The 25,961-nt window shown below is 67.9% G+C and carries 28 protein-coding genes; 20 read left to right on the forward strand and 8 right to left on the reverse strand.

The genetic code is table 11. The features are described from left to right. A partial coding sequence (locus H0W40_RS07980; protein ID WP_367153773.1) for an ExbD/TolR family protein occupies positions 1–492 on the forward strand: 492 nt, incomplete at its 5' end. Positions 493–625: 133 nt separating this feature from the next. Here the strand turns inward: H0W40_RS07980 and H0W40_RS07985 are convergent. After that, positions 626–994: a type II toxin-antitoxin system VapC family toxin gene (locus tag H0W40_RS07985; protein WP_367153775.1), complete on the reverse strand. Its 369-nt coding sequence runs from the start codon at positions 992–994 to the stop codon at positions 626–628. A 112-nt stretch (positions 995–1,106) separates the two neighbouring features. Beyond that, entirely contained in the window at positions 1,107–1,367 is a 261-nt protein-coding gene (locus H0W40_RS07990) for a hypothetical protein (RefSeq protein WP_292445110.1), read from the reverse strand. Positions 1,368–1,512: 145 nt separating this feature from the next. Between H0W40_RS07990 and H0W40_RS07995 the strand changes: the two genes are divergently transcribed. The 9 genes from H0W40_RS07995 to H0W40_RS08035 all read left to right on the forward strand — a co-directional run bounded on the left by H0W40_RS07995 (position 1,513) and on the right by H0W40_RS08035 (position 9,970). Continuing rightward, entirely contained in the window at positions 1,513–3,645 is a 2,133-nt protein-coding gene (locus tag H0W40_RS07995; RefSeq protein WP_292445111.1) for a TonB-dependent siderophore receptor, read from the forward strand. Between the two features lie 45 nt (positions 3,646–3,690). After that, positions 3,691–4,113 carry a hypothetical protein gene (locus H0W40_RS08000; RefSeq protein ID WP_292445113.1) on the forward strand — a complete coding sequence of 141 codons (423 nt, stop codon included), beginning with the start codon at positions 3,691–3,693 and terminating at the stop codon, positions 4,111–4,113. Between the two features lie 189 nt (positions 4,114–4,302). Then, on the forward strand, positions 4,303–4,599 hold the full coding sequence (locus tag H0W40_RS08005) for an iron uptake protein (protein WP_292445115.1): 297 nt from the start codon (positions 4,303–4,305) through the stop codon (positions 4,597–4,599). 19 nt (positions 4,600–4,618) lie between these two features. Next, positions 4,619–6,409, forward strand: coding sequence for a PepSY domain-containing protein (locus H0W40_RS08010; RefSeq protein WP_292445118.1), 1,791 nt, complete (start codon positions 4,619–4,621; stop codon positions 6,407–6,409). Continuing rightward, a complete protein-coding gene (locus H0W40_RS08015; RefSeq protein WP_292445120.1) occupies positions 6,402–6,755 on the forward strand; it encodes a DUF3325 domain-containing protein in 354 nt (117 codons plus the stop codon). The genes H0W40_RS08010 and H0W40_RS08015 overlap by 8 nt, the downstream gene beginning before the upstream one ends. A gap of 61 nt (positions 6,756–6,816) precedes the next feature. Then, positions 6,817–7,038 (forward strand): hypothetical protein, encoded by a 222-nt coding sequence (locus H0W40_RS08020; protein WP_292445122.1) that lies wholly within the window; start codon positions 6,817–6,819, stop codon positions 7,036–7,038. Positions 7,039–7,188: 150 nt separating this feature from the next. After that, positions 7,189–7,971 (forward strand): HAMP domain-containing sensor histidine kinase, encoded by a 783-nt coding sequence (locus H0W40_RS08025; protein ID WP_292445124.1) that lies wholly within the window; start codon positions 7,189–7,191, stop codon positions 7,969–7,971. A 126-nt stretch (positions 7,972–8,097) separates the two neighbouring features. Continuing rightward, positions 8,098–9,606: an ATPase domain-containing protein gene (locus tag H0W40_RS08030; RefSeq protein WP_292445126.1), complete on the forward strand. Its 1,509-nt coding sequence runs from the start codon at positions 8,098–8,100 to the stop codon at positions 9,604–9,606. Positions 9,607–9,613: 7 nt separating this feature from the next. Continuing rightward, positions 9,614–9,970: a response regulator gene (locus tag H0W40_RS08035; RefSeq protein ID WP_292445128.1), complete on the forward strand. Its 357-nt coding sequence runs from the start codon at positions 9,614–9,616 to the stop codon at positions 9,968–9,970. A gap of 82 nt (positions 9,971–10,052) precedes the next feature. Here H0W40_RS08035 and cls read toward each other — a convergent pair whose 3' ends face one another. Then, entirely contained in the window at positions 10,053–11,330 is a 1,278-nt protein-coding gene (gene cls, locus H0W40_RS08040) for a cardiolipin synthase (RefSeq protein ID WP_292445130.1), read from the reverse strand. A 241-nt stretch (positions 11,331–11,571) separates the two neighbouring features. Between cls and htpG the strand changes: the two genes are divergently transcribed. Continuing rightward, the gene (gene htpG / locus H0W40_RS08045) at positions 11,572–13,452 is read left to right on the forward strand and encodes a molecular chaperone HtpG (protein ID WP_292445132.1); all 1,881 of its coding nucleotides are present in this window, start codon (positions 11,572–11,574) and stop codon (positions 13,450–13,452) included. Between the two features lie 103 nt (positions 13,453–13,555). Here the strand turns inward: htpG and H0W40_RS08050 are convergent, their stop codons facing one another. The 3 genes from H0W40_RS08050 to H0W40_RS08060 all read right to left on the reverse strand — a co-directional run bounded on the left by H0W40_RS08050 (position 13,556) and on the right by H0W40_RS08060 (position 16,123). Further along, positions 13,556–14,566, reverse strand: coding sequence for a serine/threonine protein kinase (locus tag H0W40_RS08050; RefSeq protein ID WP_292445134.1), 1,011 nt, complete (start codon positions 14,564–14,566; stop codon positions 13,556–13,558). 81 nt (positions 14,567–14,647) lie between these two features. Beyond that, the gene (locus H0W40_RS08055) at positions 14,648–15,376 is read right to left on the reverse strand and encodes a DUF2726 domain-containing protein (protein ID WP_292445136.1); all 729 of its coding nucleotides are present in this window, start codon (positions 15,374–15,376) and stop codon (positions 14,648–14,650) included. Between the two features lie 120 nt (positions 15,377–15,496). Further along, entirely contained in the window at positions 15,497–16,123 is a 627-nt protein-coding gene (locus tag H0W40_RS08060; RefSeq protein WP_367153776.1) for an N-acetyltransferase family protein, read from the reverse strand. A 374-nt stretch (positions 16,124–16,497) separates the two neighbouring features. Between H0W40_RS08060 and rplM the strand changes: the two genes are divergently transcribed. From rplM to erpA, 5 genes are all read left to right on the forward strand, one after another. Next, complete coding sequence (gene rplM / locus H0W40_RS08065) at positions 16,498–16,926, forward strand: 50S ribosomal protein L13 (RefSeq protein WP_292445139.1); 429 nt, start codon at positions 16,498–16,500, stop codon at positions 16,924–16,926. An 8-nt stretch (positions 16,927–16,934) separates the two neighbouring features. After that, the gene (rpsI, locus tag H0W40_RS08070) at positions 16,935–17,327 is read left to right on the forward strand and encodes a 30S ribosomal protein S9 (RefSeq protein ID WP_292445142.1); all 393 of its coding nucleotides are present in this window, start codon (positions 16,935–16,937) and stop codon (positions 17,325–17,327) included. Positions 17,328–17,469: 142 nt separating this feature from the next. Next, positions 17,470–18,177 carry a DUF6776 family protein gene (locus H0W40_RS08075; protein ID WP_292445144.1) on the forward strand — a complete coding sequence of 236 codons (708 nt, stop codon included), beginning with the start codon at positions 17,470–17,472 and terminating at the stop codon, positions 18,175–18,177. A 42-nt stretch (positions 18,178–18,219) separates the two neighbouring features. Then, a complete protein-coding gene (locus H0W40_RS08080) occupies positions 18,220–18,672 on the forward strand; it encodes a polymer-forming cytoskeletal protein (protein ID WP_292445145.1) in 453 nt (150 codons plus the stop codon). Then, positions 18,672–19,040 (forward strand): iron-sulfur cluster insertion protein ErpA, encoded by a 369-nt coding sequence (gene erpA / locus H0W40_RS08085; protein WP_292445148.1) that lies wholly within the window; start codon positions 18,672–18,674, stop codon positions 19,038–19,040. The genes H0W40_RS08080 and erpA overlap by 1 nt, the downstream gene beginning before the upstream one ends. A gap of 111 nt (positions 19,041–19,151) precedes the next feature. Here erpA and H0W40_RS08090 read toward each other — a convergent pair whose 3' ends face one another. Both H0W40_RS08090 and H0W40_RS08095 read right to left on the reverse strand, forming a co-directional pair. Further along, positions 19,152–20,255 (reverse strand): anhydro-N-acetylmuramic acid kinase, encoded by a 1,104-nt coding sequence (locus H0W40_RS08090; protein WP_292445151.1) that lies wholly within the window; start codon positions 20,253–20,255, stop codon positions 19,152–19,154. Positions 20,256–20,326: 71 nt separating this feature from the next. After that, positions 20,327–21,706 carry a M23 family metallopeptidase gene (locus H0W40_RS08095; protein WP_292445153.1) on the reverse strand — a complete coding sequence of 460 codons (1,380 nt, stop codon included), beginning with the start codon at positions 21,704–21,706 and terminating at the stop codon, positions 20,327–20,329. 276 nt (positions 21,707–21,982) lie between these two features. On the opposite strand from H0W40_RS08095, the gene tyrS reads away from it, so the two are divergent. The 4 genes from tyrS (at position 21,983) to H0W40_RS08115 (ending at position 25,761) form a co-directional block, all read left to right on the forward strand. Next, positions 21,983–23,161: a tyrosine--tRNA ligase gene (gene tyrS, locus H0W40_RS08100; RefSeq protein WP_292445155.1), complete on the forward strand. Its 1,179-nt coding sequence runs from the start codon at positions 21,983–21,985 to the stop codon at positions 23,159–23,161. Between the two features lie 166 nt (positions 23,162–23,327). Continuing rightward, positions 23,328–24,224: a cation diffusion facilitator family transporter gene (locus H0W40_RS08105; RefSeq protein WP_292445156.1), complete on the forward strand. Its 897-nt coding sequence runs from the start codon at positions 23,328–23,330 to the stop codon at positions 24,222–24,224. Beyond that, positions 24,221–24,700, forward strand: coding sequence for a D-aminoacyl-tRNA deacylase (gene dtd, locus H0W40_RS08110; RefSeq protein ID WP_292445159.1), 480 nt, complete (start codon positions 24,221–24,223; stop codon positions 24,698–24,700). The genes H0W40_RS08105 and dtd overlap by 4 nt, the downstream gene beginning before the upstream one ends. Beyond that, positions 24,697–25,761, forward strand: coding sequence for an asparaginase (locus tag H0W40_RS08115; protein ID WP_292445160.1), 1,065 nt, complete (start codon positions 24,697–24,699; stop codon positions 25,759–25,761). Before dtd ends, H0W40_RS08115 begins: the two co-directional genes overlap by 4 nt. The last annotated feature ends 200 nt before the right edge of the window (positions 25,762–25,961 follow it).

Below are 25,961 nucleotides of genomic sequence, written 5' to 3' on the forward strand. Positions count from 1 at the left end.
GGCGGCGGCGGCGACGAGCGTCCCCGCCCGCGGCGCCACGGCGCGCGCCTGAAGCGAAGCGAGACCGCCATGGCCTTCGCCGCTTTCGACAACAGCAAGTCTCCCGGTGCACCGATGGCCGAAATCAACATGGTCCCGCTCATCGACGTGATGCTGGTGCTGCTGGTGATCTTCATCGTCACCGCGCCGCTGCTCACCCACGCCGTCAAGCTCGAACTGCCCCAGGCGAGCTCGCAGCCCAACGTGCTCCAGGCCGAGAAGATCGAGTTCGCGATCGACGCGGCCGGCACGCGCTTCTGGAACGGCGCGGTCGTGAGCCGCGACGAGGCCGCGCAGCGCTTCGCCGACGAGGGCAGGCGCGAGCCGCAGCCCGAGGTGCACCTGCGCGCAGACCACACCGTGGCCTACGGGCTGGTGGCCGAGACGCTGGCCGATGCCGCGAACGCGGGGCTGAGCAAGGTCGGGTTCGTGACCGAGCCGCAGACGCCGTGAAGCTTCGCCTTGTCGCTATGCGAGGGGTCGGCCGGCCTCGGCCATGCCGTTCCGGGACTCCTGCCGTGTCTACCGCCATGTCCCCTTACCGTCATTCCCCCCCGCAACCGGCGGCGACAGGCGGCGATGCGCCCTATCGCCGAGCCGGCACGTTGCCGCGCAGCAGGTTGACAAGCGCCTGGCCGGCCCGGTCCCGATACACGTCGAAATCGGTGTCGATGGTGAGGACCGCACTGATCTTCAGGCGCGCGGCGGCCTCGGCCACGGAGGCGTCGGCCAGGTCGAACGGCAGGTCGGCAAAGCGTTCGCTGATGCCCAGCACATCGGCCAAGGTCGTCGTCTGGGCCGTGTCGAGTTCGAGCGCGCCGCGTTCGATCCAGCGCAGGAAATCGAGCGCGGCCTGGTTGCTCAGACGGCGCGCCAGCAGCGCACACGCCTCCGTGAGGACCGGCCAAGTGGTGATCAGACGGGTCTGCTGGTGGTCGCGCAGCCAGGCCAGCACGGGCCCGTGCCAGCGGTCCGCCGCATTGAACAGCGCGATCAGCGGTCCGCTGTCCACGATGGCGCGTGCCGGCGCGGGCGGAGCCCTTGGCGCTGTCCGTCGGACGCTGCGCTCAGCCACGACGCGACGCGTGCTTGTCGACCCAGGCTTCGGCGGCGCCTGCCTTGCGCGACTCGGCGAGGTCGGCGCTGCCGCCATGGTGGCCGAACAGATCCGCGCCCAGTTCGTAGGCCGAAGCGTCGGCCTTCGCGCTGGCGTCCAGGTACACGACCAGCGCTTCGCGGATCAGGGCGCTGGCCGGTTTACCGAGGGCGGCACTGCGTCGGCGCAAGCGCTGCTCCATCTCGGGGGCGAGTTTGATGGTCATGGTCATGGTCGATGCACCGGCAATGGGAATACCAAAGATATTACCAGCCGACCCGAGTGGCTTGCTTCCCTGATCGCCGACACGTACCACTGGTAGTGCCCGGCGGCCGTTTCATTCCCTTCCTGCCCGCTTTCCCTTTCAGAGAACCACGATGTCCGTGCACCCCTTTCAGCGCAGCCTGCTCTCTACCCTGACTGCAGCCCTCTCCACTGCCTGCCTGCCGCTCGGCGCGCAGGCGCAAACCGCCGAACCGCCCGCGAGCGCCACCGCCTCGGCGCCCGCAACGCTGCCGGAGGTGCGCGTGAAGTCCAGCGCCGACGACGAAACCGCCTCCGGCCCGGCACTCGGCTACCGCGCCAAACGCTCCGCGACTGCCACCAAATCCGACACGCCGCTGATCGAGACGCCGCAGTCGGTGACGGTGGTCACGCGCGAGCGCATCGAGGACCTCGGCGCGCAGGGCCTGCAGGACGCCCTGAACTACGCCGCCGGCGTGCGCTCCGATGCCTTCGGGCTCGACTCGCGCACCGACTCCGTCCTGGTCCGCGGCGCCTACCCGGACGTCTACCTCGACGGTCTGCGCCAGACCTTCAACTACTACACCAGCACGACGCGCACCGACCCCTACATGCTCGAACGCATCGAGGTGCTGCGCGGGCCCTCGGCCATGCTGTACGGGCAGGGCAGCACCGCGGGCATCGTCAACCTGGTGAGCAAGCGGCCGCTGGAAGAAGCCCAGCGCGAGATCGGCCTGCAGGTGGGCACTTTCAACCGCAGGCAGGTGCAGGCCGACTTCACCGGCCCGCTCACGGAAGACGGCCAGTGGCTCTACCGCCTCGTCGCGCTGGCGCGCAAGTCGGACACGCAGGTCGACTTCATCGATGACGACCGGCTGCTGTTCGCACCTTCGCTGACCTGGCGTCCCAACGCCGACACCTCGCTCACCTTGCAGGCGCGCTGGCAGGAAGACCGCTCGGGCTCCACGGCGCAGTTCTTTCCGTGGAGCGGCAGCGTCACGCCCAACCCGAACGGCCGCATCCCGAACTCGCGTTTCATCGGCGAGCCCGGCTTCGACCGCTACGACTCCGACCGGCAGACCCTCGGCTGGCTGTTCGAGCACCGCTTCAGCGAGCAGTGGACCGTGCGGCAAAACCTGCGCGTGGCGGACAACGAGGTCGATTACCGCACGCTCTACGCCGACTCGTTCACCCGGCCGGGCAACTCCTACCGCGACCCGGCGCAGCGCATCGTCGGCCGCTATGCGCAGTCGACCCTGACCGAGGTGCGGATGACCACGCTCGACCAGCACCTCGAGGGTCGGCTTCAGACGGGGCCGGTGCGGCACCAGCTACTGGTCGGCGTGGACGCGCTGCGCTTCCGGCAGACCGGGCGCTCGGCCCGGGAGGGGCCGGGCACCGCGCCGCCGATCGACGTCTACGACCCGGTCTACAACGGCTATGACAGCCCGCCGCTTGCAGACGTGGCGCGCACCGGGCAGCGCCAGGTCGGCGTCTACCTGCAGGACCAGATGAAGTTCGGCGACCACTGGATCGTCGTGGCCGGCCTGCGCCACGACCGCGCCACCGGCGAGCTCGAAGGCGCCAACGACGAGAAGAACCGCGCCACCTCCCGCCGGCTCGGCGTGATGTACGCCTTCGACGCTGGCTGGTCGCCTTACGTGAGCTACAGCGAGTCGTTCACGCCCGTGGCCGCGCAGGCGGGCCGGCGCTTCACGCCGCAGCGCGGCGAGCAGATCGAGGCCGGCCTCAAGTACGAACCGCCGGGCAAGGACTACAGCGCCACCGCCGCCGTGTTCGAGTTGCGCGAGGAGAACCGGCTGGTGCAGGTCACGCCCACCACGCAGGAGCAGCTCGGCCGCACCAAGACCGGCGGTCTGGAGCTCGAAGTGCTGGGCCGCATCGGCCCGGCCTTCGAGTTGAGCGCGCACTACAACTACCTCGACAACGACGAGGCACTCGACGGCCTGCCGCACCACCAGGCTGCCGTATGGGGCAAGCAGCGCTTCAGCCTGTTCGGCGTGCCGGGCTTCTCGGTGGGTCTGGGCGTGCGCAGCTTCAGCGCCTTCACCGACAAGACGGCCCCGCAGACGCCCTCGGTCACCCTGACCGACGCGCTGCTGGCCTGGGACAGCCCGCAGTGGCGCTACGCGCTCAACCTGCAAAACCTGGGCGACGAAACCTACGTGAGCACCTGTCTGCCGCGCGGCGACTGTTTCTACGGCGCCGGGCGCACCGCGACGCTGACCGCCACCTACCGCTTCTGATCCGCTGCTACGGCGGACCCATGCTCTCGCCCGGAGACCTTTTTTATGCTGACCGCTTCATCGATCCACACCGGCGACACGCTGCCTTCCCTCGCCGACGTAGACACCGAGGCCGCCGCGCTGCTGGACCTATGGCAGCGCCTGCAGATGCGGATCCGCTGCGGCCTAGCGGTGCGCGCCACCGACCATCTGCGCCTGTACCTGCACATCGGCCGGCGCATCGCCCGCCGTGGCCTCGCCTCCCCGGTCGCCGTGCAGCTGCGCCTGTTGAACACGCTGCTTCGCACGGCGCAGGACGATGCGCTGCCCTGGGCGTGGCGAAGCGCCTGCCTGCGGCACGCGCAGGAGCCGCTGGCGCTGCTGTGTGGCCTCGTCGGCCCGCGGGACCCGGCGGCCATGCGGTCGATCGAGAGCGCCGTGCGGCACGCACGAAACGGACTGCCGGCTGCGCCGCCGGAGCGCACATGACTGGATTGCGCCCCGAGCGGCCGACTGGGTGTGAAAGTAGCCGAGAAGGAGTCGCATTAAGTCAGTCGCGGCGTTTTAGGCGTGAAGTGGGGAGTGGGGCGTTCGGGCGCTCGGCGCCCCGCACCAGCGGCGCTGATCTTCTTGCTTCACTGAACCCCTGCTACCCAGCACACCCGCTCGAATAGACCCATGGTTGCTGCCACTCTTGCCCCGCCCCGGGTCGTCTCTCGCATCGCCGCCAGCCTGCTCGGCGGCTGGCTCTTCACCTGGGGCTTCGTGGCCCTCGGCATCTCGCTGGGGGTGGCCGCCGGCATGCCTTACCACGAGGCGCAGACCCTGCTGTTCCTCCTGGCGTTCCTTGTTTTCCTGGGTCTGTTCCTGTGGGCCTTCGCGGCCGCCAGCGTCGTGCGGGTGTGGCTGGTGCTCGCGGGCGGCGGGGCTTCGATGACCGCGCTGTCGTGGGTCGTGTCCCGCGCCTTGGCTTGATCCGTCCGGAGCTCTTGCTATGTTCTCCTCCTTCCGCCTCTCCATGGCCTGGCTGCACACCTGGTTCGGCCTCGTGCTCGGCTACGTGTTGATGGCCTGCTTCTTTTTCGGGTCGCTCTCGGTCTTCGACCGCGAGATCGACCGTTGGGCGATCCCCGAGTCGCGCTTCGCGCCGCAGCCCATGCCCTCGTTCGACCAAATGCTGCTGCCCCTGCTGCGGCAGGTGCAGCCCGACGAGGAGGACTACGCGGCCAACATGCCGCGCCTGCACGACCCCGCCAAGGGGCCGATGACGCCGCGGCTCGAACTGCCGGCCGACGAGTTCTGGGCCTACACCACGCACCGCGACCCGGTGCTGCGCATGGGGGCGGGCTTCGGCATCCCGCTCGCCAAGGACCCGGACGCCCACAACCACATCCACGGCGAGGTCACCATCGACCCGCGCACCGGCGCGCTGCTGCCCAGCGACCGCCTCAAGATCGGCAGCGAGTTCTTCTATCCCATGCACTACAGCCTGCACCTGCACTGGCTGAACCTGGGCTACTGGATCGTCGGCGTGGCGGCGCTGGTGATGCTGGCGGCGCTGGTGAGCGGCGTGGTGATGCACCGCAAGGTGTTCCGCGAGTTCTTCACCTTCCGGCCGCGCAAGCACGTGCAGCGCAGCGCGCTCGACCTGCACAACCTGACCGGCGTGGTGGCGTTGCCCTTTCACTTCTTCTTCGCCTTCACGGGGCTCGTGATCTTCGCCGGCATCTACCTGCCGCTGGAAAACACCCTGCTGAAGCCGCTGCACGATGCGCACGAAATCGCCGAGGCCGCGCGCACCGGGCTGCCGCACGAGCGCGCCGGCGAGGCCGCGCCGATCGCCTCGGTCGATGCCATGGTCGCGCAGGCCAAACGCCGCTGGGACGCGCGCGGCATGCCGGGCGAGGTGGGCTTCCTCACCCTCACGCATGTCGGTGACCGCAACGGCTACGTTTCGATCTTCCGCGCCGGCAGCGACCAGGTGGCGCGGGTCGGGCAGGGCGTGCACTTCCAGGCGTCCACCGGCAAGGTGCTCCGCGAAGACCCGGCGCCCACCGCGCTGAGCAGCGTCAACGAGTTCCTCACTGGGCTGCACCTGCAGCACTTCCGCCACTGGCTGCTGCGCTGGCTGTACGTGCTGGGGGGGCTGGCGGGCTGCGTGTGCATCGCCACGGGCTTCGTCTTCTTCGTCGAGAAGCGCAAGAAGCAGCATGCGGCCAAGGGGGTGGCCGGCAGCCGGGTGGTCGACGCGCTGGCGGTGACCACCGTCACCGGCATGGTGATCGCGGCGATCGCCATCCTCGTCGTCAACCGCCTGCTGCCCACCCATCTGCCTGCGCGGGGCGACTGGGAGGAGTCCGCCTTCTGGGCCGCCTGGGCGCTGGCGATGGCGCACGCCTTCTGGCGCACGGCGCCGGTGCTGCGTGCGCGAATTGCGCCGGCCTGGCGCGAACAGTGCTGGGCCATCGCAGGCCTGGCGGTGGGCGCCGTGCTCCTGAACTGGGCCACGACAGGCGACCATCTGCTCGAAACACTGCGCGCCGGCTACTGGCCCGTGGCGGGGGTGGACCTGTCGCTGCTGGTCTGTGCCGGGATCGCGGTGCTGGCGGCGCGCAAGCTCGAGCGCCGCGAGACGAGCACCGGCGGTGCCGCACCTGCGCGCCAGAAGAACGAGGCGGACGAGACCGACGACGACGCCTTGCCCGGGCGTGTTCTGCCGGCCGGTGCGACGGCCAGGCTGCCCGCTGCGTCGCCGGCGCGGCCCGGAGGTGCGCGCCATGCCTGAGGCGCTGACGCAGGCGCTGCTGCTGGCGGGCGCGCTGCTGAGCGGCCTGCTCGGCATTGCCTGGCTGGCGCTGGCGATGGAGGTGCACTGGCACCAGGTGCGTGGCGAGCAGCCCTTGTCGCGTGGCTTGCAGCGCATGTTGCGGCTTTTGGGCATGGTGGCGCTGGCGGCTTCGCTGTCGCTGTGCCTGCGCGCCGACCACGCGACCATGGCCGCGCTGGTGTGGGTGATGGCGCTCGTTGCTTCGGCGCTGGCGGTGGCCTTCACGCTGAGCTGGCGGCCCCGCTGGCTCGCGCCGCTGCTCGGCTGGTCGAGCGCTTTCCCCGCGTCCGCGGGCAAGCGGTGAGCCAGTCGCGGCCGGCCCGCCCGGGCGGCGAACGGCCGCGCGTACGGAGCCTCCTGTAACGATGCACTGCGCTTCGTCGCCTCCCCTGGCACCTACTACACCCGCGCCCATCACGGCGCTGGCCGGGTCCTTGCGCAGCGCCTGTCTCGAGCAGGCGGCCTTGCTGGCGAGGCAGTTCGAGGCGCTTGTCGGTTTTCACGACCCGGCCGCAATGCGGTCCATCGAGGTCGCCGTGCGGCAGGCGCACGATCGACTCCAGGCGGCGCCGAGTCGGCAGGGCTGAGCGCCTTGAGGCCGGCGCGCCATGTCGGCCCGGCTGTATGCCGACCCGCAGCGCCGCGCGGAAACGAAGGCACTGCCGGACCCGGTCACCGCGCCTTTGTCGGTGCGTGCGCGGCAACCCCCTACACTGCCGCCTTGCCGCCCCGCTGCCGTGACGAATCAACCCTCTGCGCCCGCCGTTCGCGGCACTGCCGACGAAAGCCTGGAGGCGCTTGCCCAGCGCCTGAGCCGGGAAGTGCAGGAGCGCGACGACCTGCTGGCGATGGCGGCGCATGAACTGCGCAATCCGCTGCATGCACTGACCCTCCAACTCGCGCTGGCCCGCGCCACGGCAGAGTCCGGGCAGCCGGCCGACACGGCCCAGCGCATCGCCAAGGCGCAGGCCACGCTCGATCGCTATGCCGACCGCGTGACCGTGCTGCTCGATCTGGTGAGAGTCCATGCCGACGCCTACCCGCTGAAGCTGCAGCCCGTCGACCTGAGTGCCCTCGTCCGTTCGATCGCCGAGGGGCTGGCGCCGGAGGCGCAGTTCCGCGGCGTTGCGGTCGAAGTGACCGCACCAAAGCGCTGCGATGCGGTGACCGATGCGCTGGTGCTCGAACAAGTGCTCGACAACCTGCTGCTCAACGCCTTCAAGCATGCTGCGTGCAGCACGGTCCGCCTGGAGCTGCGCTGCCTCCCGGACGACAGCGCCGAGCTGGTCGTGGCCGACGACGGCCGCGGCATCGCGCCCGAAGACCAGGAGCGCATCTTCGCCAAGTTCGGTGTCGCGCGGCGCTCCGAACGCGGCACCGGCACCGGTCTGGGCCTGTGGATCGTACGTAAACTCGTGGAGGTTTTGGGCGGGAGCATCGCCGTGCGCAGCCAGCCGCAGGCCGGTTGCGAATTCACCTTGAGGATTCCCATGTCGAACCGATCAGAGCAAGCGTCATGAGCCGCCGGGCCGTTCCCAAGGCGAATACCGCGGCGCGCAGCGCGGAGGTTGCCTTATGAGTTTGCAGGTTTTGCCGAGGGCGAATTCCCGCTCGGCGGGACGGCGCGCAGCGCCGAGGGGGCACCAATGAACGCTGCCAACAACACGGCTTCGAACCTCGAACGGCTGCCGAGTGGCGTCGATGGGCTCGACACCGTGCTCGGCGGCGGCTTTTTCAAATCGGGCGTGTATATCGTGCAAGGCGTGCCGGGCAGCGGCAAGACGGTCTTCGCCAACCAGCTGTGCTACCGGCACGTAGCCGCGGGGGGCCGGGCGGTGTATGTGACGCTGCTGGCGGAATCGCATTCGCGCATGCTCCAGCACATCCGGCCCTTCACCTTCTTCGACGAGTCGGTGCTCGCCGACCGCCTTTCGTACATCAGCGCCTTCAACAACCTCGAGGCCGACGGCCTCAAGGGCCTGATGGATGTGCTGCGCCGCGAGATGCGGGCGCGCAACGTCAGCGTGCTGGTGCTCGATGGCCTGGTGGCCGCGGCGGAGGCGGCTCACACCGACAGCGAGCTCAAGAAATTCATCCACGAGATGCAGACCAGCGCGGTCTTTCACGGCTGCACCGTGTTCCTGCTCACCAGCGGCGGGAGCCCGCTGCGCGTGAATGCCGAGCACACCATGGTCGACGGCCTGCTTGAACTGGAAGAACGCCTGTTCGACGCGCGCTCCGAGCGTTTCCTGCAGGTGCGCAAGTTCCGCGGGGCCAGCTCGCTGCGCGGCAAGCATTCCTTCCGCATCACCGACGACGGCCTGCGCGTGTTCCCCCGCATCGAAGCGCTGTTCACTGCACCGCCCGCCAGTGCCGCCGCCGGCGCGGCCCTGTCCACCGGCGTGGCATCGCTCGATGCGCTGATCGGCTGCGGCGGCCTGCCGGTGGCCAGCGCCACGGTCGTGATCGGCTCGACCGGCACAGGCAAGACGACGTTAGGGGTGCAGTTCCTCTCGCGCTCCAGTGCCGACGAGCCCGGACTCTTGATGGGTTTCTTCGAGTCGCCGGCGCGCGTGCGGGCCAAGGCCCAAGCGCTGGGTTGCGACATCGAGGCGCTGGAGAGCAGCGGCGCGCTCGAGCTCCTGTGGCACTCGCAGGGCGAACACGTCCTCGACGAGCTGGGCCACCGGCTGCTCGACGAAGTCGACCGCCGGCGCGTGCGGCGGTTGGTGATCGATGGTCTCTCGGGTTTCTTCGAGGCGGCAACCCATCCCGAGCGCAGCAACCGTTTCTTCTCCTGCCTGGTCAACGAACTGCGCCGGCGCGGCGTCACGGTGCTCATGACCCTGGAAACGCGCGACGTGGTGGGCAGCACGGTCAGTGCGCCTTACGGGGTCTCGGGCTTCGTGGACAACCTGATCTTCATCCGCTTCGCCGAAGTGCGAGGCCGGGTCACCCGGCTGATGAGCATCACGAAGATGCGCGACAGCGACTTCAGTGTCGGCGTGCATGCGATGCAGATCGGCGATGCAGGCATGAAGATTGCCGGAATTCACGCTTCGAGCGGTGACGTCATTCCGTCCGCGGAGCCCGTCGAGCAGCCTGGAATCCCCTTCGTGCCCTCGTCTTCCCGCGGCAATACAGACCCGGCATAGGTAGCCTGTGAAGACCATCCTGGTCGTCGATGACGAACTCGCCAACGCGGAGGTTCTGAGCCTGATCCTCGAGGACGAGGGTTACCGCGTGTTCTGTGCTGCAAATGGCCGTCAGGGCCTGCAGCGCATCGCCGAGGTTCGCCCCGACCTGGTGGTGCTCGACTTCATGATGCCCCTCATGAACGGCGCCGAAATGGGCACGGCGCTGCGCGGTGACCCGCAGACCCAGCACATCAAGATCCTGATGAACAGCAGCCTGACCGAAGACGCCGTGCGCTCACGTTTCGATCAATACGACAGCTTCCTGCGCAAGCCTTACAACATCGACGTGGCGCTGAAGGTGATCGCCTCGCTGCTGGGTTGAGGCCTCGCCTGCGCGGTTGGGTGCGGCAGTCGTTGCGGTAGCCGAGGCACACCCGCGAGCTGAAACGCGGCCGTGCATCCGCCTACAGTTGCGACCCCAGCAAAGATGCCATTTGTTCCATCAGCTTTTCCTGCCACGGCCGCTGCTGCCAAGCTTCGAGCGTGACGGGCCGGGTGCGCCGCAAGTCCTGCTCGAAGATCTCGATCTGCCGCGCGGCGAAGCCGGCATGCAGTACGTTCAGGTTGGCCTCGTCGTTCAGACTGAGCGAGCGGTTGTCGAAGTTGGTCGAGCCCACGGAGACGAGCAGCGCGTCCACCACGAGCACCTTGCAGTGGAACATGGTGTCCTGGTATTCGCCGATCTGCACGCCCGCCTCGAGCAACTCGCCCCAGCGCGAGCGCGAGGCGCGGCGCACGATCTCGGCGTCGATCTCCTTGCCCGGCAGGATGATCTGCACCTTCACGCCGCGCCGCGCCGCCGCGGCGAGCGCGCGGATCGCCAGATCGTCGGGCACGAAGTAGGAAGCCGACAGATGGATGTTGCGCTTGGCCGCCGTGATCGCCATCAAGTACATCAGCCGCATGCTTTCGCTGCCGCCGGTCGGCGAACTGCTGAACATCTGTGCGGGCTGATCGCCGCGCGGCTGCAGCGCCGGAAAGTAGAGCTCGCCATGCAGGACGTTGCCGGTCGATTTGATCCAGTTGTCCATGAACACGGCCTGGATCTGCGCGACTACCGGGCCTTCGATGCGGAAATGCGTGTCGCGCCAGTGCTCGCCGTCCTGCGCGTTCCCGCGCCACTGGTCCGCAATGCCGACGCCACCGGTAAAAGCGACCGTGCCGTCGACAACCAGCAGCTTGCGGTGCGTCCGGTTGTTGAGACGGCCGAAGTTGCTCCAGTGCGGCTCGTGGTAGCGCTCGACCTCCACGCCGGCACGCTCGAGTTCGTCGATGAAGCCGTCTTCCATCTTGACGCTGCCGATCCAGTCGAGCAGCACGTGCACTTTCACGCCGGCGCGGGCTCGCTCGGTCAGCGCTTCGGCAAACTCGCGACCGATCGTGCCGGACCAGTAGATGTAGGTCTCGAACGTGACGCTGTGGCGTGCGGCGCGGATCGCCTCCAGCATGGCCGGGAAGATCTCGTCGCCGTTGACCAGCACCTGCGTTCGGTTGCCCTCCACGAACGGCGGGCCGAGCAGCGCGTCCATGGAGCGGCGGAACTGCGGCGAGTCGGTGGCGTAGAGGCGCTCGAGCTTTTCATCGATGTGCTTTTCACCGGCACTCAGGTTGAGCGCTAGGAAGACCACGACCAGCGTCGCGATCACACTCGACAGGATGATCCACACGGTTCGTCTTTTCATGTTGGCATTCGGGGGCGATGTCACGGCCGCCGTCACGGCCGCCATCGCAGGAGTGGAACACGCATCCTGAGCGCACCTGTTCGGTTCCGCACCAAGCGGCGGCGGCGCACCGACCGCGCCCGCGCCGGCTGCACATCCGCGGCCTTGAAACCGGCGCCTGCGACCGCACAATGCCATTGCGCGGGGGCGGTGCTCGCCCCTTGCCGAACCTCACTCGTCGCTACGCAACCTTGTCGCCGTCATGACCAAGCAGATCCTGTCTTTCCAGGCCGAGGTGCAGCAGCTGCTGCACCTGGTGACCCACTCCCTGTATTCGAACAAGGAAATTTTCCTTCGCGAGCTGATCTCCAACGCCTCCGACGCTTGCGACAAGCTGCGTTTCGAGGCCTTGAACGACGCCGCGCTTTACGAGGACGCGCCCACGCTCGAAGTGCGCGTGAGCTTCGATGCAACCGCCCGCACCATCACCATCACCGACAACGGCATCGGCTTGTCCGAAGTCGAGGCCATCGCCAACCTGGGCACTATCGCCAAGAGCGGCACGCGCGAGTTCGTGGGCAAGCTCTCCGGTGAGCAGGCGCGAGACGCGCAGATGATCGGCCAGTTCGGCGTGGGTTTCTACAGCGGCTACATCGTGGCCGACCGCATCAGCGTCGAGTCGCGCCGAGCTGGCCTGCCGCCCGAAGAAGGCGTGCGCTGGGCCAGCGCAGGTACCGGCGACTTCGAAGTCGAGACCATCACGCGGGCCGAGCGCGGCACGGCCGTGACCCTGCACCTGCGCGAAGGCGAGGACGAGTTCCTCACGCACTGGAAGCTCAAGTCCACCATCGGCAAGTACTCGGATCACATCTCGCTGCCGATCCTCATGCGCAAGCAGGAGTGGGACACCGAAAAGGGCGAATATGTCGTCAAGGACGACTGGGAGACGGTCAACAAGGCCGCAGCGTTGTGGTCGCGTGCCAAGAGCGACATCACCGACGCCGAATACAAGTCTTTCTACGAGCTGATCAGCCATGACAGCACACCGCCGCTGGCCTACACCCACAACCGGGTCGAAGGCCGCAGCGAATACACGCAGCTACTGTTCCTGCCAGCCAAGGCGCCAGTGGACCTTTGGAACCGCGACAAGCGCGGCGGCGTGAAGCTCTACGTCAAGCGCGTCTTCATCATGGACGACGCCGAGGCGCTCATGCCGACCTACCTGCGCTTCGTCAAGGGCGTGATCGACTCGGGCGACCTGCCGCTCAATGTCTCGCGCGAACTGCTGCAGGAAAGCCGCGACGTCAAGGCGATCCGCGAAGGCTCGACCAAGCGCGTGCTCGGCATGATCGAAGACCTGGCGAACAGCGAGGACGCCGGCAAGAAGGAGCAGTACGCGAACTTCTGGCGCGAGTTCGGCGCCGTGCTCAAGGAGGGCGTCGGCGAAGACCACGCCAACCAGGAGCGCCTAGCCAAGCTGTTGCGCTTTGCGTCGACGGAAGCCGAAGAGGGCGTGAGCTTTGCTGACTACGTGGCGCGCATGAAGGAAGGCCAGGACGCGGTCTACTACGTCACCGCCGACACGCCCGCCGCCGCGCGCCACAGCCCGCAGCTCGAGATCTTCCGCAAGAAGGGCATCGAGGTGCTCCTGCTCACCGACCGCGTCGACGAGTGGATGCTGGCCCACCTGTACGAGTTCGAGGGCAAGCCGCTGCGCAGCGTCGCCAAGGGCGCCGTCGATCTCGGCGCGCTGCAGGACGAGGCCGAGAAGCAACAGGCCGGCGCGGCGGCCGAAGTCTTCAAGCCGGTGCTCGAAAAGCTCAAGGAAGCGCTCAAGGACAAGGCCAAGGACGTGCGCGTCACCACCCGCCTGGTCGAGTCGCCGGCCTGTCTGGTGGTGGAAGAGGGTGACATGAGCGGCCACTTAGCGCGGCTGCTCAAGCAGTCGGGGCAGGACGCGCCGGCGGGCCGCCCCATCCTCGAGATCAACACCGAGCATGCGCTGGTCAAGCGCCTGGACGGCAGCGAGCACTTCGACGATCTGGCCCAGGTGCTGTTCGACCAGGCGGTGCTGGCCGAAGGCGGGCACCTCGACGACCCGGCCGCCTACGTGCGGAGGATCAACAGCCTGTTGGTGAGTTGACGAGCAGCGCGGCTCCGGAGCGGACGCGTGCGCTGCAGGGCCATGCTTCGGCTCGCGTGTGCCTTGGCTAGTGCAAACGGCTGCCGCGTCCGGCCGCGTAACGTCAGGCCATGGCCTCGACCTGCTCGCGCAACTGCGCGATCTGCTGCGACCAGTAGTTGTCGGTGCCGAACCAGGAAAACGCGGCGGGAAAAGCCGGATCGTCCCAGCGCTGCGCCAGCCAGGCGCTGTGGTGCAGCATGCGCAACGTGCGCAGCGGCTCGATGAGTGCGATTTCGCGGCGATCGAAGCGGCAGAAAGTTTCGTAGCCTTCGAGCAGGCTCGCCAGCGCGGCGCCGGAAGCGCGTGCGTCGCCGGGCAGCAGCATCCACAGGTCCTGGATGGCTGGCCCCATCGCCGCATCGTCGAGGTCCACGAAATGCGGCCCCTCGGGCGTCCACAGCAGGTTGCCCGGGTGGCAGTCGCCATGCAGCCGCAGCATGTGCAGGCCGTCCACGTCGCGCAAGCGCCGCTCGGCGATCTGCAGGGCTCGCTGCGACACGTCGGCCCAGGCCGCTCGCTCGCCGGGGCTGACCGTGCCCTGCTCGAGCAGCCACTCGCGCGGCGCCCAGCCGAGGGTGGCCGCATCGATAGTGCGCCGGTGCGTGAAGGGGCACTGGCTGCCGACCGTGTGCAGGCGGCCGATGAAGCGGCCGATCCATTCGAGCGTCTCGGGGTCGTCGAGCTCGGGCGCCCGTCCGGCGCGCCGTGGCGACACCGCGAAGCGCGTGCGGCCGAGCACGGCCAGCGTGGCCGGGGTGCCGAGACAACGCAAGCTCTGGGCCGGTGATTCGGCCTGCAGCACCAGCGGCGCCACGGCCGGAACCTCGGCGGCGGCCAGTTCAAGCGCGAAGCTGTGCTCCTCGAGGATTTGCGCATCGCTCCACCGGCCCGGCCTGTAGAACTTGGCCACCACGAATCCGCCGTCCTCCAGGCCGACCTGGAACACGCGGTTCTCGTACGAGTTGAGCTGCAGCAGCCGGCCATCGCCGTGCAGGCCGGTCAGCGCCAGGGCATCGAGAACCGCATGCGGTGTGAGGTCGGTGAAGGGCTGGCTCGATGCGGCGTCTGTCATGCCGCGATGCTCTCACGCGCCTGCTCGGCGACCGCTGCGCGCAGGCGCGCCGGGCGCAGTAAAGACCTGAAGAGCGCGGTCCTACAGGGAGCGAGTCTGCGTACTGCTCGGTCGGCTGGAGGCGCTTGAATCGCGGCCAGAAGGCGACAGATCGGCCGCCGCGGCATCGAATCGGCTGTCAGGCGCGAAAAACGAATCCTGCGGGAACCCTGAATCGGCCCAGCGCGTGCTGCGCTCCGCCCGGCGCGAGCGCACGGTGTCGGAGAGCGTGCTGCTGGCCTCCCGAAAGTTCGGCGCGGGCGTCAGGGGGATGGGACGCGACAGCGCGCCTTGCTGAGGCAAAAGCAGCAGCAGCTCGCTCACCGGCGGCAGGTTCTCCGCCAGGCAGGAAAGGTAGCGGATGCGGCAGGCTTCCATCACCGCCTGCTTGATCGCGGCGACGCGCCGCGAGCGGGAACGTCCGTTTTCGATGTCGACCACCGCAAGCACGCGGCCGTTCGCACTGCACACCGCGAAGCTCACATGCAGCGGACCGAGCAGCTCGTACCAGTAGCGCAGGCGCTCCGGATCGCGGGGGTGGCACAGACGCACCAAGGGCAACTTGGCCAGCACGATGCACTGCGGCATGGCTTCGCGCAGCACACGCAAAGTGCGTCGTTCGCCGCTGTTGAGGACCGGGCGTGCCATCAGGGCCCATTCCTTCGGCAGCGGGCTGTGCCGGTCGCGGCGGCTCGACCACCGTCCCAGGGCAAACGCGGCGAAGCTCGCCACGCCGACGAGCAGCAGGATGAAGCCGTCGAAACCCGTCATGAATGAAGCCCGCCGTGGTCCACACCGGCGCAACGAGCGCCGCAAATGCGAGAGGCATGCTAGCCACAGGCCGGCGCATCAGCACCCCCTCAATAGGGGCCGGCTATGCGCGGTGTGCGCTCACTGCGAGCCCACGCCGCCTGACTTGGCGAGCTGTGCCTTGAGCTGGCGCACTGCATCGATCAGGTGTTCGAGCCGGATCGCCTGCTGCTTGAAGCGGTAGTTGAACTCGGCGGCCTGCGTGTCGACCAGTTGCTCGAACTGGCTTGCCAGCGTGTCGGGTGGCAGCTTGAGCCAGGCTTGCGACTCGCTGCCGTCGCGCTCGACCCTTGCGCCCGCCCGTCGCGCGATCTTGAGCATCGCCGTGTTCTCGCTGAGGGCGTGGATGAAGAGCGTGTCGGTGCCGCGGTTGCGAGCGTGCATCACCGCATGCTCGAACAGCCGGGCGCCGTAACCCCGGCCGCGCGCTGCCTGGAGCACCGAGACGCCGAACTCGACCATCGCTGGTCGGGTGGTGAGCTGCTGACGGGGCTCGTAGGCGAGATGCGCCATGGCGATCAGTTCGAGCCGGCGGTTGAAGATACCGAAGACTTCGTCGCGCGCGAAGTCGATGCCGTCGACGTACTTCGCAATTTGCACGTCGCTTGCCGCGTGACCGAAGCGCAAGTAGCGGTCAGGCGTGGCCAGTGCCTGCAGATGAACCTTGATGCGCTCGCGGTGCCGCAAGCCGAGCGAGCGGATCGGCACCCAGCGCAAGGTCGCTCGCGCAGCTTCAGGACGTGAGGACGACGGCCCCTCGCTCGCTGGAAAAGAACCGGGAAGATCAATCGAAGAGGGCATGGAGCGAGTTTAAGGGTTTACCCGTAATTCTCGGTGACAGCCTCCAGCGGTGGTTACAGCCGCACGGTCTCTGGGAGTGCGGCCTCTCGAGTGCTCGATGAGGGGTGGCTTATACTCTGCGGTTTTCCGCCTTCGGTTCCGGAAAATCGCCAGTCGGTTCACCGGCCTGGTGCACTGCCTAAGAGGCCTCACGGCCCGACCCGAGCGATGCGCGCGGGTCGGGCTCCACAAGAGGCACCGACCGCAGTGATTGTCGAACCGAGTTTCCACTCAGGATAGTCATGAAAACCTTCAGCGCCAAACCGGCCGAAGTGACGCATGAGTGGTTTGTGATTGACGCGACCGACAAGGTCCTCGGAAGGGTTGCCAGCGAAGTGGCCCTCCGATTGCGTGGCAAGCACAAGCCGATCTACACGCCTCACGTCGATACCGGCGATTTCATCGTCATCGTCAACGCCGAAAAGCTCCGTGTCACGGGCAACAAGGCCAACGACAAGATCTACTACCGCCACTCGGGCTATCCGGGGGGCATCTACGCGACGAAGTTCAAGGACATGCAGGCCAAGCACCCCGGCCGCGCTTTGGAAAAGGCCGTCAAAGGCATGCTCCCGAAGGGTCCTCTGGGCTACGCGATGATCAAGAAGTTGAAGGTGTACGGCGGCGCTACGCATCCGCACACCGCCCAGCAGCCCAAGGCGCTGGTTCTTTAGGAGCGGCGATGATTGGCAATTGGAATTACGGTACCGGCCGCCGAAAGTCTTCGGTGGCGCGGGTGTTCATGAAGAAGGGCACCGGCCAGATCATGGTCAACGGCAAGACGGTCGAGCAGTACTTCGGCCGCCAGACCTCGATCATGATCGTCAAGCAGCCGCTGTTCTTGACCAACAACGTCGAAGCCTTCGACATCAAGGTCAACGTTCACGGCGGCGGCGAATCGGGTCAGGCCGGCGCAGTGCGTCACGGCGTGACGCGTGCGCTCATCGACTTCGATGCGGCCCTGAAGCCCGAGCTCAGCCGGGCCGGTTTCGTGACGCGCGATGCGCGCGAAGTCGAGCGCAAGAAGGTCGGCCTGCACGGCGCACGCCGCCGCAAGCAGTTCAGCAAGCGCTGAGCCTCGCAGACCGTTTCGCGAGAACAAATGCCGCCTTCGGGCGGCATTTTCTTTTCCAGGTTTGCACCGGGTTCCCGTTGCACATTCACGCTTGCCGCGGACGGGTGGTTCCTAGAATGGAACATCCATTTCACGAATCCGTATGCGCTGGAAGCTCTTGCGTCGCCGCCTCTCGATCAGTGCTCCGCGCATGATCGTGCGCAGCCACGCACCGTGGCCGCTGCGTTGGGCGATGGCTGCGTTGGTTCTAGGCTTTTCTGCTGCGCTCGCGCTGTGGGCCTTCGAGTTCGGCAAGGGCATTGCGGGGCTTGATCGCGGCACGCCGGTCGCCTCCTCGGTGCTTGGCAGCGAGATCGAGCAATTGCGCAGCGAGCGCGACAAGGCTCAGAGCATCGCCAATACGGCCGAGAGCCTTTTGATGGCCGAGCGCACAAGCCTGGAGCGCCTGGCCGATCAGGTGCGCTCGCTCGAGGCCGAGAACCTGGCGCTCAAGGGCGATCTGGGTTTCTTCGAGCGGTTGCTGCCCACCGGCAAGGGAAGCCTGGTGGTGCGCGGCGCGCAGGCCGAGGTGGTCGGCGCCGGCCAATTGCGTTTCCAGTTGCTGGTCATGCAAAAGGGCAAGTCGCCTAGCGAATTCAAGGGCCGCTACGAGTTGAGCCTGCGCGGACAGATGGACGGTAAGGCGTGGACGCAGGCGGTCAAGGGAGCAGGGCGGCCGCTGCAGTTCCGCCAGTACCAGCGTGTCGACGGCGTGCTGGACTTTCCCGGACCGGCGGTGGTGCAGACCGTGCATGTCAAGGTCGTCGATGGACAGGGCGGCGTGCGCGCCAGCCAGGACATCCATCTTTGAGCAGCGCCCGGCTGCCCGCACCTATATTGGAGAGAAGACAAGATGTTCGGAACACGCAAGCAACCGCCCATTCGCACCCTCATCGGCGAGGGCACGGTGCTGGAGGGAGAAATCCGCTACAGCGAGGGCCTGCGCATCGACGGTCGCGTGGTCGGCAACGTGATCGCGATCGGCGACGAGCCGAACCTGCTCGTGATCGGCGAGAAGGCCTCGATCACCGGCCGGGTCAAGGCCGGCCATGTAATCGTCAACGGCGAAGTGCGCGGCCCGGTCGATTCAAGCGAGCTGCTCGAACTTCAGCCCAAGGCACGCATCGAAGGCAATGTGCGCTACGCGCGCCTCGAGATGCACCAGGGCGCGCAGGTGCACGGCGAATTGCGCCCACAGGCCGCCGAGGACAAGCCTGCTGTGGTCAAACTGGCACCGGCCCCCGGGTTGTCCGCCCTGGGCCACAATAGCAGCGTGGCGGGCGACCGCCAAACGAAGGAGACATGATGAGTGCCGTTGCAGAGAACATTGCCACCGAATTGCCGCCCGTTCCGATCGTCTTCACCGACAGCGCCGCCGGCAAGGTTAAGCAGCTGGTCGACGAGGAAGGCAACCCCGAACTGAAGCTGCGCGTGTTTGTGCAGGGCGGCGGCTGCTCGGGCTTTCAGTACGGTTTTACCTTCGACGAGATCGTCAACGACGACGACACGAAGATGGAAAAGAACGGCGTGATGCTGTTGATCGACGCCATGAGCCTGCAGTATCTGGCCGGTGCGGAGATCGACTACAAGGAAGATCTGGAAGGTGCGCAGTTCGTGATCAAGAACCCGAACGCGACCAGCACCTGCGGTTGTGGTTCGAGCTTCTCGGCCTAGGAATACGTTTGCTTGATCGGGCTCGGCCCCTGGCGCAAAGCGCCGAGGCTGAAGCCCTGACAAAAGCCGCCTGCGGGCGGCTTTGTTTTTGGAGCGACGGCGCCGCGCCGGTCAGGCCGGATACAACGCGCCCAACAAGCGCGGGCCATGAGCACCCGTCACCGCGCTCAGATTGCCGGGCTCACCGCGCAGATGGGCGCGCGCCAGCCAGGCAAAGGCAGCGGCTTCCACATGCAGGGGCGCCAGGCCGCGCGAGGCGGTCGACTCGATGAGCGATCCAGGCAGCGCCTGCGCCAGGCGGCGCATCAGTTCGTCGTTGAGCGCGCCCCCGCCGCAGACCAGCAGCTCGCGCGCTCGGGGCAGATGCCGACGTACATCGTCCGCCACCGTGCGCGCTGTCAGCTCACACAGGGTGGCTTGGACGTTCTGTGCGGATGCGGATGGTTCGGCGGCCAGCAGGGCGTCGAGCCAGTCGGCATGGAAGTCATCGCGGCCGGTGCTCTTCGGCGGCAACAGTGCGAAGTACGGGTCGCTGAGCGCAGCTTCGAGCAACGCCGGCAGCACCCGGCCTTCGGCGGCCCAGCGGCCGCGGTCGTCGAAGGCGGCGCCGCGATGGCGAAGGCACCACAGGTCCATCAGTGCGTTGCCGGGGCCGCAGTCGAAGCCGCGCACTGTGCCGTCGGCACCCAGCAGGCTGAGGTTGGCGATGCCGCCGATGTTGGCGACAGCGATGTCCTGGCCGCTGCGCGCGAACTGCGCGTTGTGGAAGGCCGGCACGAGGGGCGCGGCCTGGCCGCCGGCGGCAAGATCGCGGCTGCGCAGATCGGCCACGACGGCAATGCCCGTCAGCTCGGCCAGCAGCGCCGGCGCATTGAGCTGCAGCGTGTAGCCCGTGCCGTCGAACTGGCCAGGCCGATGACGCACCGTCTGGCCGTGGGCGCCGATCGCGCGCACTGCTCGGCCCGGCGCCGCTTCGCGCAGCGCCGTCACTACCTCGCCGTACACCCGCGCCAGCGCGTTGGCGGCCAGAGCGGCCCGGTGCAGTTCGTTGTCGCCAGGGGTGTTGAGCGCCAGCAGTTCGCCGCGCAGGGCCGGGTCGAACGGGCGATGCGCATGTGCCAGCACTTGCACCCGGCCCTCGGGAAAGGCGGCGAGCACGCCGTCGGCGCCATCGAGCGAAGTGCCGGACATCAGGCCGATGAAGAGTTCGTCCATCGTTCATTCGCCTTGTGATCGGGCGTGAAAAAGCCCGCCGCAGCGGGCCGGTCGCAGCGGCATCCAGCGCATCACTCGAAGGAAGCCTCGGCGAGGGCAGGAGCTGCGGCGAGATGCACACGCGCCGCCTCGGCCACTTCGGCGAAACGGCTGCGCGACGCCGGCGACAGGGTCAGGGCTTCGGACTTGCGCGCAATCGTCATCGGATCGACATGCTCGCCGCGAACGCGAAACTCGAAGTGCAGGTGCGGGCCCGTGGCCCAGCCCGTCGCACCGACCGCGCCAATCCGCTCGCCTTGTTCGACCTTTTGGCCACGACGCACGCTCATCTGGCTCAGGTGCGCGTAGCGTGTTTCGCGGTCGCCGGCGTGCTTGATGATGACGATGTTGCCGTAGCCGCCCTGGCGGCCCGCGAAGTCGACCACACCGGCGCCCACGGTGCGGACCGGCGTGCCGGTCGGTGCGCCGTAGTCCACGCCCAGATGGGCGCGCCAGCTTTTCAGGATCGGATGAAAGCGCATCTTGAAGCCGGAGGTCACGCGCGAGAAGGCCATCGGCGAGGGCAGGAACATGCGGTTCTTGCTGCGCCCGTCCAATCCGAAATAGCCGCCCTTGGGTTTGCCGCCGGGTCCGGGCTCCTGAAACCAGACTGCGTCATGCACTTCGCCGGCATTGACGAATTCGGCCGCCAGCACGCGGCCGGAGGCCTGATTCCAGGTGATCGGCTCGCCATCGGCGGTGAGTGCCTCGTAAAGCACCGTGAAGGTATCGCCGCGGCGCAGCTCTCGCCGGAAATCGATGTCGGTGGAAAACAGTTCGGCCAACTGCGCCGTCACCGGCTCCGGAAGCCGTGATTCATCGGCCGCGGCGAACAAGGAGGTCTGGATCGTGCCCGAGCCCAACTTGGCTTCGCTGGCCAGCGGCACTTGCTCGCTGAGGGTCTTGAGCCCGAGCGCGTCCCGGGTGAGGGTCAGGCGGGTGAAGTGCGTGCTGAACTGCGCATCGGACTCTGCCGGCGAGCGGGCCACCAACTGCGAGAGCCGGCCCTCGTGGGTCAGTACCTGCACCATCTTGCCGGCACGGCCCTCGAGCAGGCGGCGCGCGATGGCGTCGGTGCGCAAGAAGGCAGCGGCTTGCGGATCGTCCACGCCCAGGCGGCGCAGGAGGCTGTCTGCGGTGTCGCTGCTGCGTGTCAGGTCGTTGCGGTAGAGCTCGAGCGCGTGCGTTTCCAGTGCTTGCAACTGCGCGTCGAGTGCCGCAGGCATGATGCTCTGCGTCACGATGCTGCGCGGAAGGTCGGCGGCGTCCGGCGCCAGCGGGACCACACCGAAGGCAGTGACGCCCGTGCCCAGCAGGAGGGCGATGACAACGGCGGTAAGACGGCGGGGGTGGCGTTGCAACAGGGCGTCGGTGCGCCGGATAAAGCGCTGAACGTATGAGGAGGTGTTCAAAGCCGGCGATCCCGAAATGCGCCACCGCGAACGCCGTACGGCGCCGCAGGGCGGTATGTGGATGTGTGAGCTGTAACGGCGGGGAACAGGGCCTCCCCTAGAATCTTCGTCACTGCGCTGACACGCGATTGTAGTGGCGGCGCCCAGCAGAGCCGCTGCGGAAACCTGAAAACCGCCTCTATGACCCTCCCCGCTGCTCGGGTTCCTGCTTCACGCGGCATTGCGACACCCCCTTCCGACGCTCGTTTTCCGGTCACGGAACAGGTGCTTGCGGCCATGGCAATCAGCCTAAGAGGCTGCGACGAATTACTGCCTCGAGAGGACTGGCTGCGCAAGCTCGCTCGTTCTGAAGCAACGGGCATGCCACTGCGCATCAAGCTGGGTCTCGACCCCACGGCTCCGGACATTCACCTCGGCCACACCGTCGTCCTTAACAAGCTGCGCCAACTTCAGGATCTCGGCCACCAAGTCGTTTTTCTGATCGGCGATTTCACCTCGATGATCGGCGACCCTTCCGGGCGCAACGCCACCCGCCCCCCCCTGAATCGGGAGCAGATCGAGGCCAATGCGCAAACCTACTATCGGCAGGCCAGCCTCGTCCTTGAGCCTTCGAAAACCGAGATCCGCTACAACTCCGAGTGGAGCGACCCGCTCGGTGCGCGCGGCCTGATCGAGCTGGCCTCGCGCTATACCGTGGCAAGGATGATGGAGCGCAACGACTTCCACGACCGCCTCGAGGCCGGCACCCCGATCAGCGTGCACGAGTTCCTCTACCCGCTGATGCAAGGCTACGATTCCGTGGCCTTGAGAAGCGATCTCGAACTCGGCGGCACCGACCAGAAATTCAACCTGCTCGTCGGCCGCCACCTGCAGGCGGAATACGGCCAGGAGCCGCAGTGCATCCTCACCATGCCGTTGCTGGAGGGCCTCGACGGCGCCTTGAAGATGTCGAAGAGCAAGAACAACTACATCGGCATCACCGAGCCCGCCAACAGCATGTTCGCCAAGCTGCTGTCGATCAACGACGAGATGATGTGGAAGTACTTCACCTTGCTGAGTTTGCGCAGCGAGGCCGACATCGCCGGGCTGAAGGCCGAGGTCGTCGGCGGCCGCAACCCGAAGGACGCCAAGGTGATGCTCGCCAAGGAGCTGACAGCACGCTTTCACGGCACTTCGGCGGCTGACGCAGCCGAACAGGACTTCCAGAACCGCGCGCGGGGCGGCGTGCCCGATCAGATCGACGAGCGCCGGCTCCTCGGCGCTCCATTGGCGATCGGCACTGTGCTCAAGCAGGCCGGGCTGGCGCCCTCCACCAGCGAGGCGCTGCGGCTGGTGGAGCAGGGCGGCGTGCGCATCGACGGCAGCGCGGTGAGCGACAAGGCCCTGAAGCTGGCGGCCGGCACCTATGTCGTGCAGGTCGGCAAGCGCAAGTTCGCGCGGGTGCTGCTCTCGTGAAGCGGCTCATCCCTCGCCCGCGCCGCCGGGCGCGGCAGCCGTTGCGCAGCGAGGCACCTGCGAGCGGGAAGGTGGTCGTTCAGCCGGCTCGGGCCGCTCGCCGGCCGGCATCGATCGCCGCGTTGTCCCTTCGCTCCGGCTGAGTCACCACATCGCAAGGCCGGCGATGCAAGTGCACAGCCTTCTGCGCTGGGCGATCGCGGTGGCGCTGGCCACCATCGCGCTGAAATTCGGGGCGTGGTGGATCACCGGTTCGGTCGGGCTGCTGTCGGACGCGATGGAGTCCCTGGTCAACCTGGCCTCGGCCGGCTTCGCGCTGGCCATGGTGACGATTGCGCAGCGTCCTGCCGACGCCGATCATCCCTCGGGCCACAGCAAGGCGGAGTACTTCTCGAGCGGCTTCGAGGGCCTTCTGATCGTCGGCGCGGCGGTCGCCATTGTGTGGGCCGCCACCTTCCGCTGGATGGCGCCCCAGCCGCTGCAGGCGCTCGGGCTGGGCTTGGTGCTGTCGCTCGTCAGCGCCGCCCTGAACGGCCTGCTGGCCTGGCGCATGCTCGTCGGCGCGCGCGAGCACCGCTCCATCGTGCTGGAGGCCGATGCCCGCCACTTGTTCACCGACGTCTGGACCACCTGCGGCGTGGTGGTCGGCCTGCTTGGCGTCATGGCCACCGGCTGGCTCTGGCTGGATCCGCTGCTGGCGATCGCAGTCGCCCTGAACATCCTGCGCGAAGGCGGGCACCTGGTGCGCCGTTCGGTCGAAGGGCTGATGGACAGTGCGGTCGAGCCCGATGTGCGGGACCGCATCGATTGCACCCTGGCGCGGTTCGCCGATCCTCCGATCCGCTTCGACCATCTGGTGACGCGGCGCGCGGGCCAGCGCCGTTTCGTCGACCTGCACATGCATATGCCCACCGGCTGGTCGCTGGGCCGCGCCGCGACCCTGCGCGGCGCGGTCGAGCTGGCGCTCCTCAGTGAGGTGCCGGGGCTGCGGGTGTCGATCCAGATGCTGCCGCTCGACGTCGAGGCGCAGCAGGCCGAGGAATTCACGGAACCGAAGCCGTGATCGCCCTGCTGCAGCGGGTGCGAGAGGCGAAAGTCGAGATCGATGGCCGGGTGGTCGGCGCGATCGGTCCCGGGCTGCTGGTGCTGGTCTGCGCCGAGATCGGCGATGGCGACGCACAAGCCGAGCGGCTGGTCGACAAGTGCCTGAAGCTGCGCATCTTTGCCGATGAGGCCGGCAAGATGAACCGCAGCGTGCAGCAACTGCGCGGTCCGGGCGGCGAGCCGGCCGGCGGACTGCTCATCGTCTCGCAGTTCACGCTCGCCGCCGACACGCGCGCCGGCAACCGACCCAGTTTCACTCGCGCTGCGCCGGCAGCATTGGGCCGCCGGCTCTACGATCGCGTCGTGGCGTACGCGCGGGAACGCCATCCGCTCGTCGAAACCGGGGCGTTCGGCGCCGACATGCAGGTGCACCTGGTGAACGACGGTCCGGTCACCGTCCCGCTCGTGATCGCCAATGAAGAGGTCAGGCCATGACGACGACCAACCCTGTGCTGGTGGAAGTGATGCGCGGCGGCGCGGTCGAGTCGGCCCACCGCGGCGCACTGGCGGTGCTCGATGCGGACGGCACCATTGCCTGCTCGCTCGGCGACACCACGCGGCCGATCTTCCCGCGTTCCGCCGTCAAGGCGCTGCAGGCGCTGGCGCTGGTGGAAAGCGGTGCGGCCGATCGCCTGCGGCTCGGCGACGAGGCGCTCGCGCTGGCCTGCGCCTCGCACAACGGCGAGCCGGATCACACGCGGGTTGCGGCCGACATGCTCGCCAGCGTGGGGCAGGGCGCCGGCGTGCTCGAATGCGGCGTTCACTGGCCGGCGCTCGAGAGCGCCCAGCGGGATCTGGCGGCGCGCGGCGAGCGGCCGAATGCGCTGCACAACAACTGCTCCGGCAAGCATGCCGGCTTTGTGTGCCTGGCCTGCGTGATGGCCTCCGATGCGGGGCACGAGCCGCGTAGCTGGCTCGGCGGCTACGTTTCGCCGGAGCATCCGCTGATGCGCGAGATCACCGCTACCCTGGCGGGCATCACCGGCGCCGACCTCGACCGCGCACCCCGCGGGACCGACGGCTGCTCGATCCCCACCTACGGCATCGCACTGCGCGCGCTCGCCCTCGGCTTCGCCCGCCTGGGCACCGGCACCGGGCTGGCGCCGGAGCGGGCCTGGGCTGCGCAAAGACTGCGAGCGGCGGTCGCGGCGCACCCCTTCATGGTCGCCGGCACCGGTCGCTTCGACACGCTGGTCATGCAGCGGCTGGGCGCGCGCGCCTTCGTCAAGGTGGGTGCCGAGGGCGTGTATTGCGCCGCACTGCCGGAGCGCGGCCTGGGCGTGGCGCTGAAGATCGACGACGGCAGCACCGTCCGCGCTGCCGAGGTGGTGATGGCCGCAGCCATCGAGGTGCTGGTACCGCTGAACGACGACGAACGGACGTTCATGCGCGCGTTCAGCGAAACCACGATGCTCAACTGGAGCGGCCTCGAGGTCGGCGGCTTGCGCGCCAGCGCTGCATTGCGCAGTGCGCTGGCCGCCGGTGCGCCGCCGTGAGCGGCCCGCCGTGCCGCACGAGTCGTCCCCGCTCGATTCCCTTGGCGTCAGGCGCGCGCGGCTAGCGCCTGACGAAAGCTCCGGACATAAAAAGAGCCACTCGAAGAGCGGCTCGAAGGAACGAGGAGCGACGAAAACTTTGCGGCAGCCGAAGCTGCGCGGCTTGTCAGCCGGTCCCGCTGGCGGTCAGCCGGGCGGGA

Origin of the sequence: Methylibium sp. (assembly GCF_013817345.1) — a bacterium.
Lineage (GTDB): Bacteria > Pseudomonadota > Gammaproteobacteria > Burkholderiales > Burkholderiaceae_C > Methylibium.

What these genes read in the sequence shown, in the direction of transcription:
- H0W40_RS07990 (WP_292445110.1), bottom strand. Translation starts at nt 1,367, where the DNA reads ATGACCATGACCATCAAACTCGCCCCCGAGATGGAGCAGCGCTTGCGC.
- H0W40_RS07995 (WP_292445111.1), top strand. Translation starts at nt 1,513, where the DNA reads ATGTCCGTGCACCCCTTTCAGCGCAGCCTGCTCTCTACCCTGACTGCA.
- H0W40_RS08000 (WP_292445113.1), top strand. Translation starts at nt 3,691, where the DNA reads ATGCTGACCGCTTCATCGATCCACACCGGCGACACGCTGCCTTCCCTC.
- H0W40_RS08005 (WP_292445115.1), top strand. Translation starts at nt 4,303, where the DNA reads ATGGTTGCTGCCACTCTTGCCCCGCCCCGGGTCGTCTCTCGCATCGCC.
- H0W40_RS08010 (WP_292445118.1), top strand. Translation starts at nt 4,619, where the DNA reads ATGTTCTCCTCCTTCCGCCTCTCCATGGCCTGGCTGCACACCTGGTTC.
- H0W40_RS08015 (WP_292445120.1), top strand. Translation starts at nt 6,402, where the DNA reads ATGCCTGAGGCGCTGACGCAGGCGCTGCTGCTGGCGGGCGCGCTGCTG.
- H0W40_RS08020 (WP_292445122.1), top strand. Translation starts at nt 6,817, where the DNA reads ATGCACTGCGCTTCGTCGCCTCCCCTGGCACCTACTACACCCGCGCCC.
- H0W40_RS08030 (WP_292445126.1), top strand. Translation starts at nt 8,098, where the DNA reads ATGAACGCTGCCAACAACACGGCTTCGAACCTCGAACGGCTGCCGAGT.
- cls (WP_292445130.1), bottom strand. Translation starts at nt 11,330, where the DNA reads ATGAAAAGACGAACCGTGTGGATCATCCTGTCGAGTGTGATCGCGACG.
- htpG (WP_292445132.1), top strand. Translation starts at nt 11,572, where the DNA reads ATGACCAAGCAGATCCTGTCTTTCCAGGCCGAGGTGCAGCAGCTGCTG.
- H0W40_RS08050 (WP_292445134.1), bottom strand. Translation starts at nt 14,566, where the DNA reads ATGACAGACGCCGCATCGAGCCAGCCCTTCACCGACCTCACACCGCAT.
- H0W40_RS08055 (WP_292445136.1), bottom strand. Translation starts at nt 15,376, where the DNA reads ATGACGGGTTTCGACGGCTTCATCCTGCTGCTCGTCGGCGTGGCGAGC.
- rplM (WP_292445139.1), top strand. Translation starts at nt 16,498, where the DNA reads ATGAAAACCTTCAGCGCCAAACCGGCCGAAGTGACGCATGAGTGGTTT.
- rpsI (WP_292445142.1), top strand. Translation starts at nt 16,935, where the DNA reads ATGATTGGCAATTGGAATTACGGTACCGGCCGCCGAAAGTCTTCGGTG.
- H0W40_RS08075 (WP_292445144.1), top strand. Translation starts at nt 17,470, where the DNA reads ATGCGCTGGAAGCTCTTGCGTCGCCGCCTCTCGATCAGTGCTCCGCGC.
- H0W40_RS08080 (WP_292445145.1), top strand. Translation starts at nt 18,220, where the DNA reads ATGTTCGGAACACGCAAGCAACCGCCCATTCGCACCCTCATCGGCGAG.
- erpA (WP_292445148.1), top strand. Translation starts at nt 18,672, where the DNA reads ATGAGTGCCGTTGCAGAGAACATTGCCACCGAATTGCCGCCCGTTCCG.
- H0W40_RS08090 (WP_292445151.1), bottom strand. Translation starts at nt 20,255, where the DNA reads ATGGACGAACTCTTCATCGGCCTGATGTCCGGCACTTCGCTCGATGGC.
- tyrS (WP_292445155.1), top strand. Translation starts at nt 21,983, where the DNA reads ATGGCAATCAGCCTAAGAGGCTGCGACGAATTACTGCCTCGAGAGGAC.
- H0W40_RS08105 (WP_292445156.1), top strand. Translation starts at nt 23,328, where the DNA reads ATGCAAGTGCACAGCCTTCTGCGCTGGGCGATCGCGGTGGCGCTGGCC.
- H0W40_RS08115 (WP_292445160.1), top strand. Translation starts at nt 24,697, where the DNA reads ATGACGACGACCAACCCTGTGCTGGTGGAAGTGATGCGCGGCGGCGCG.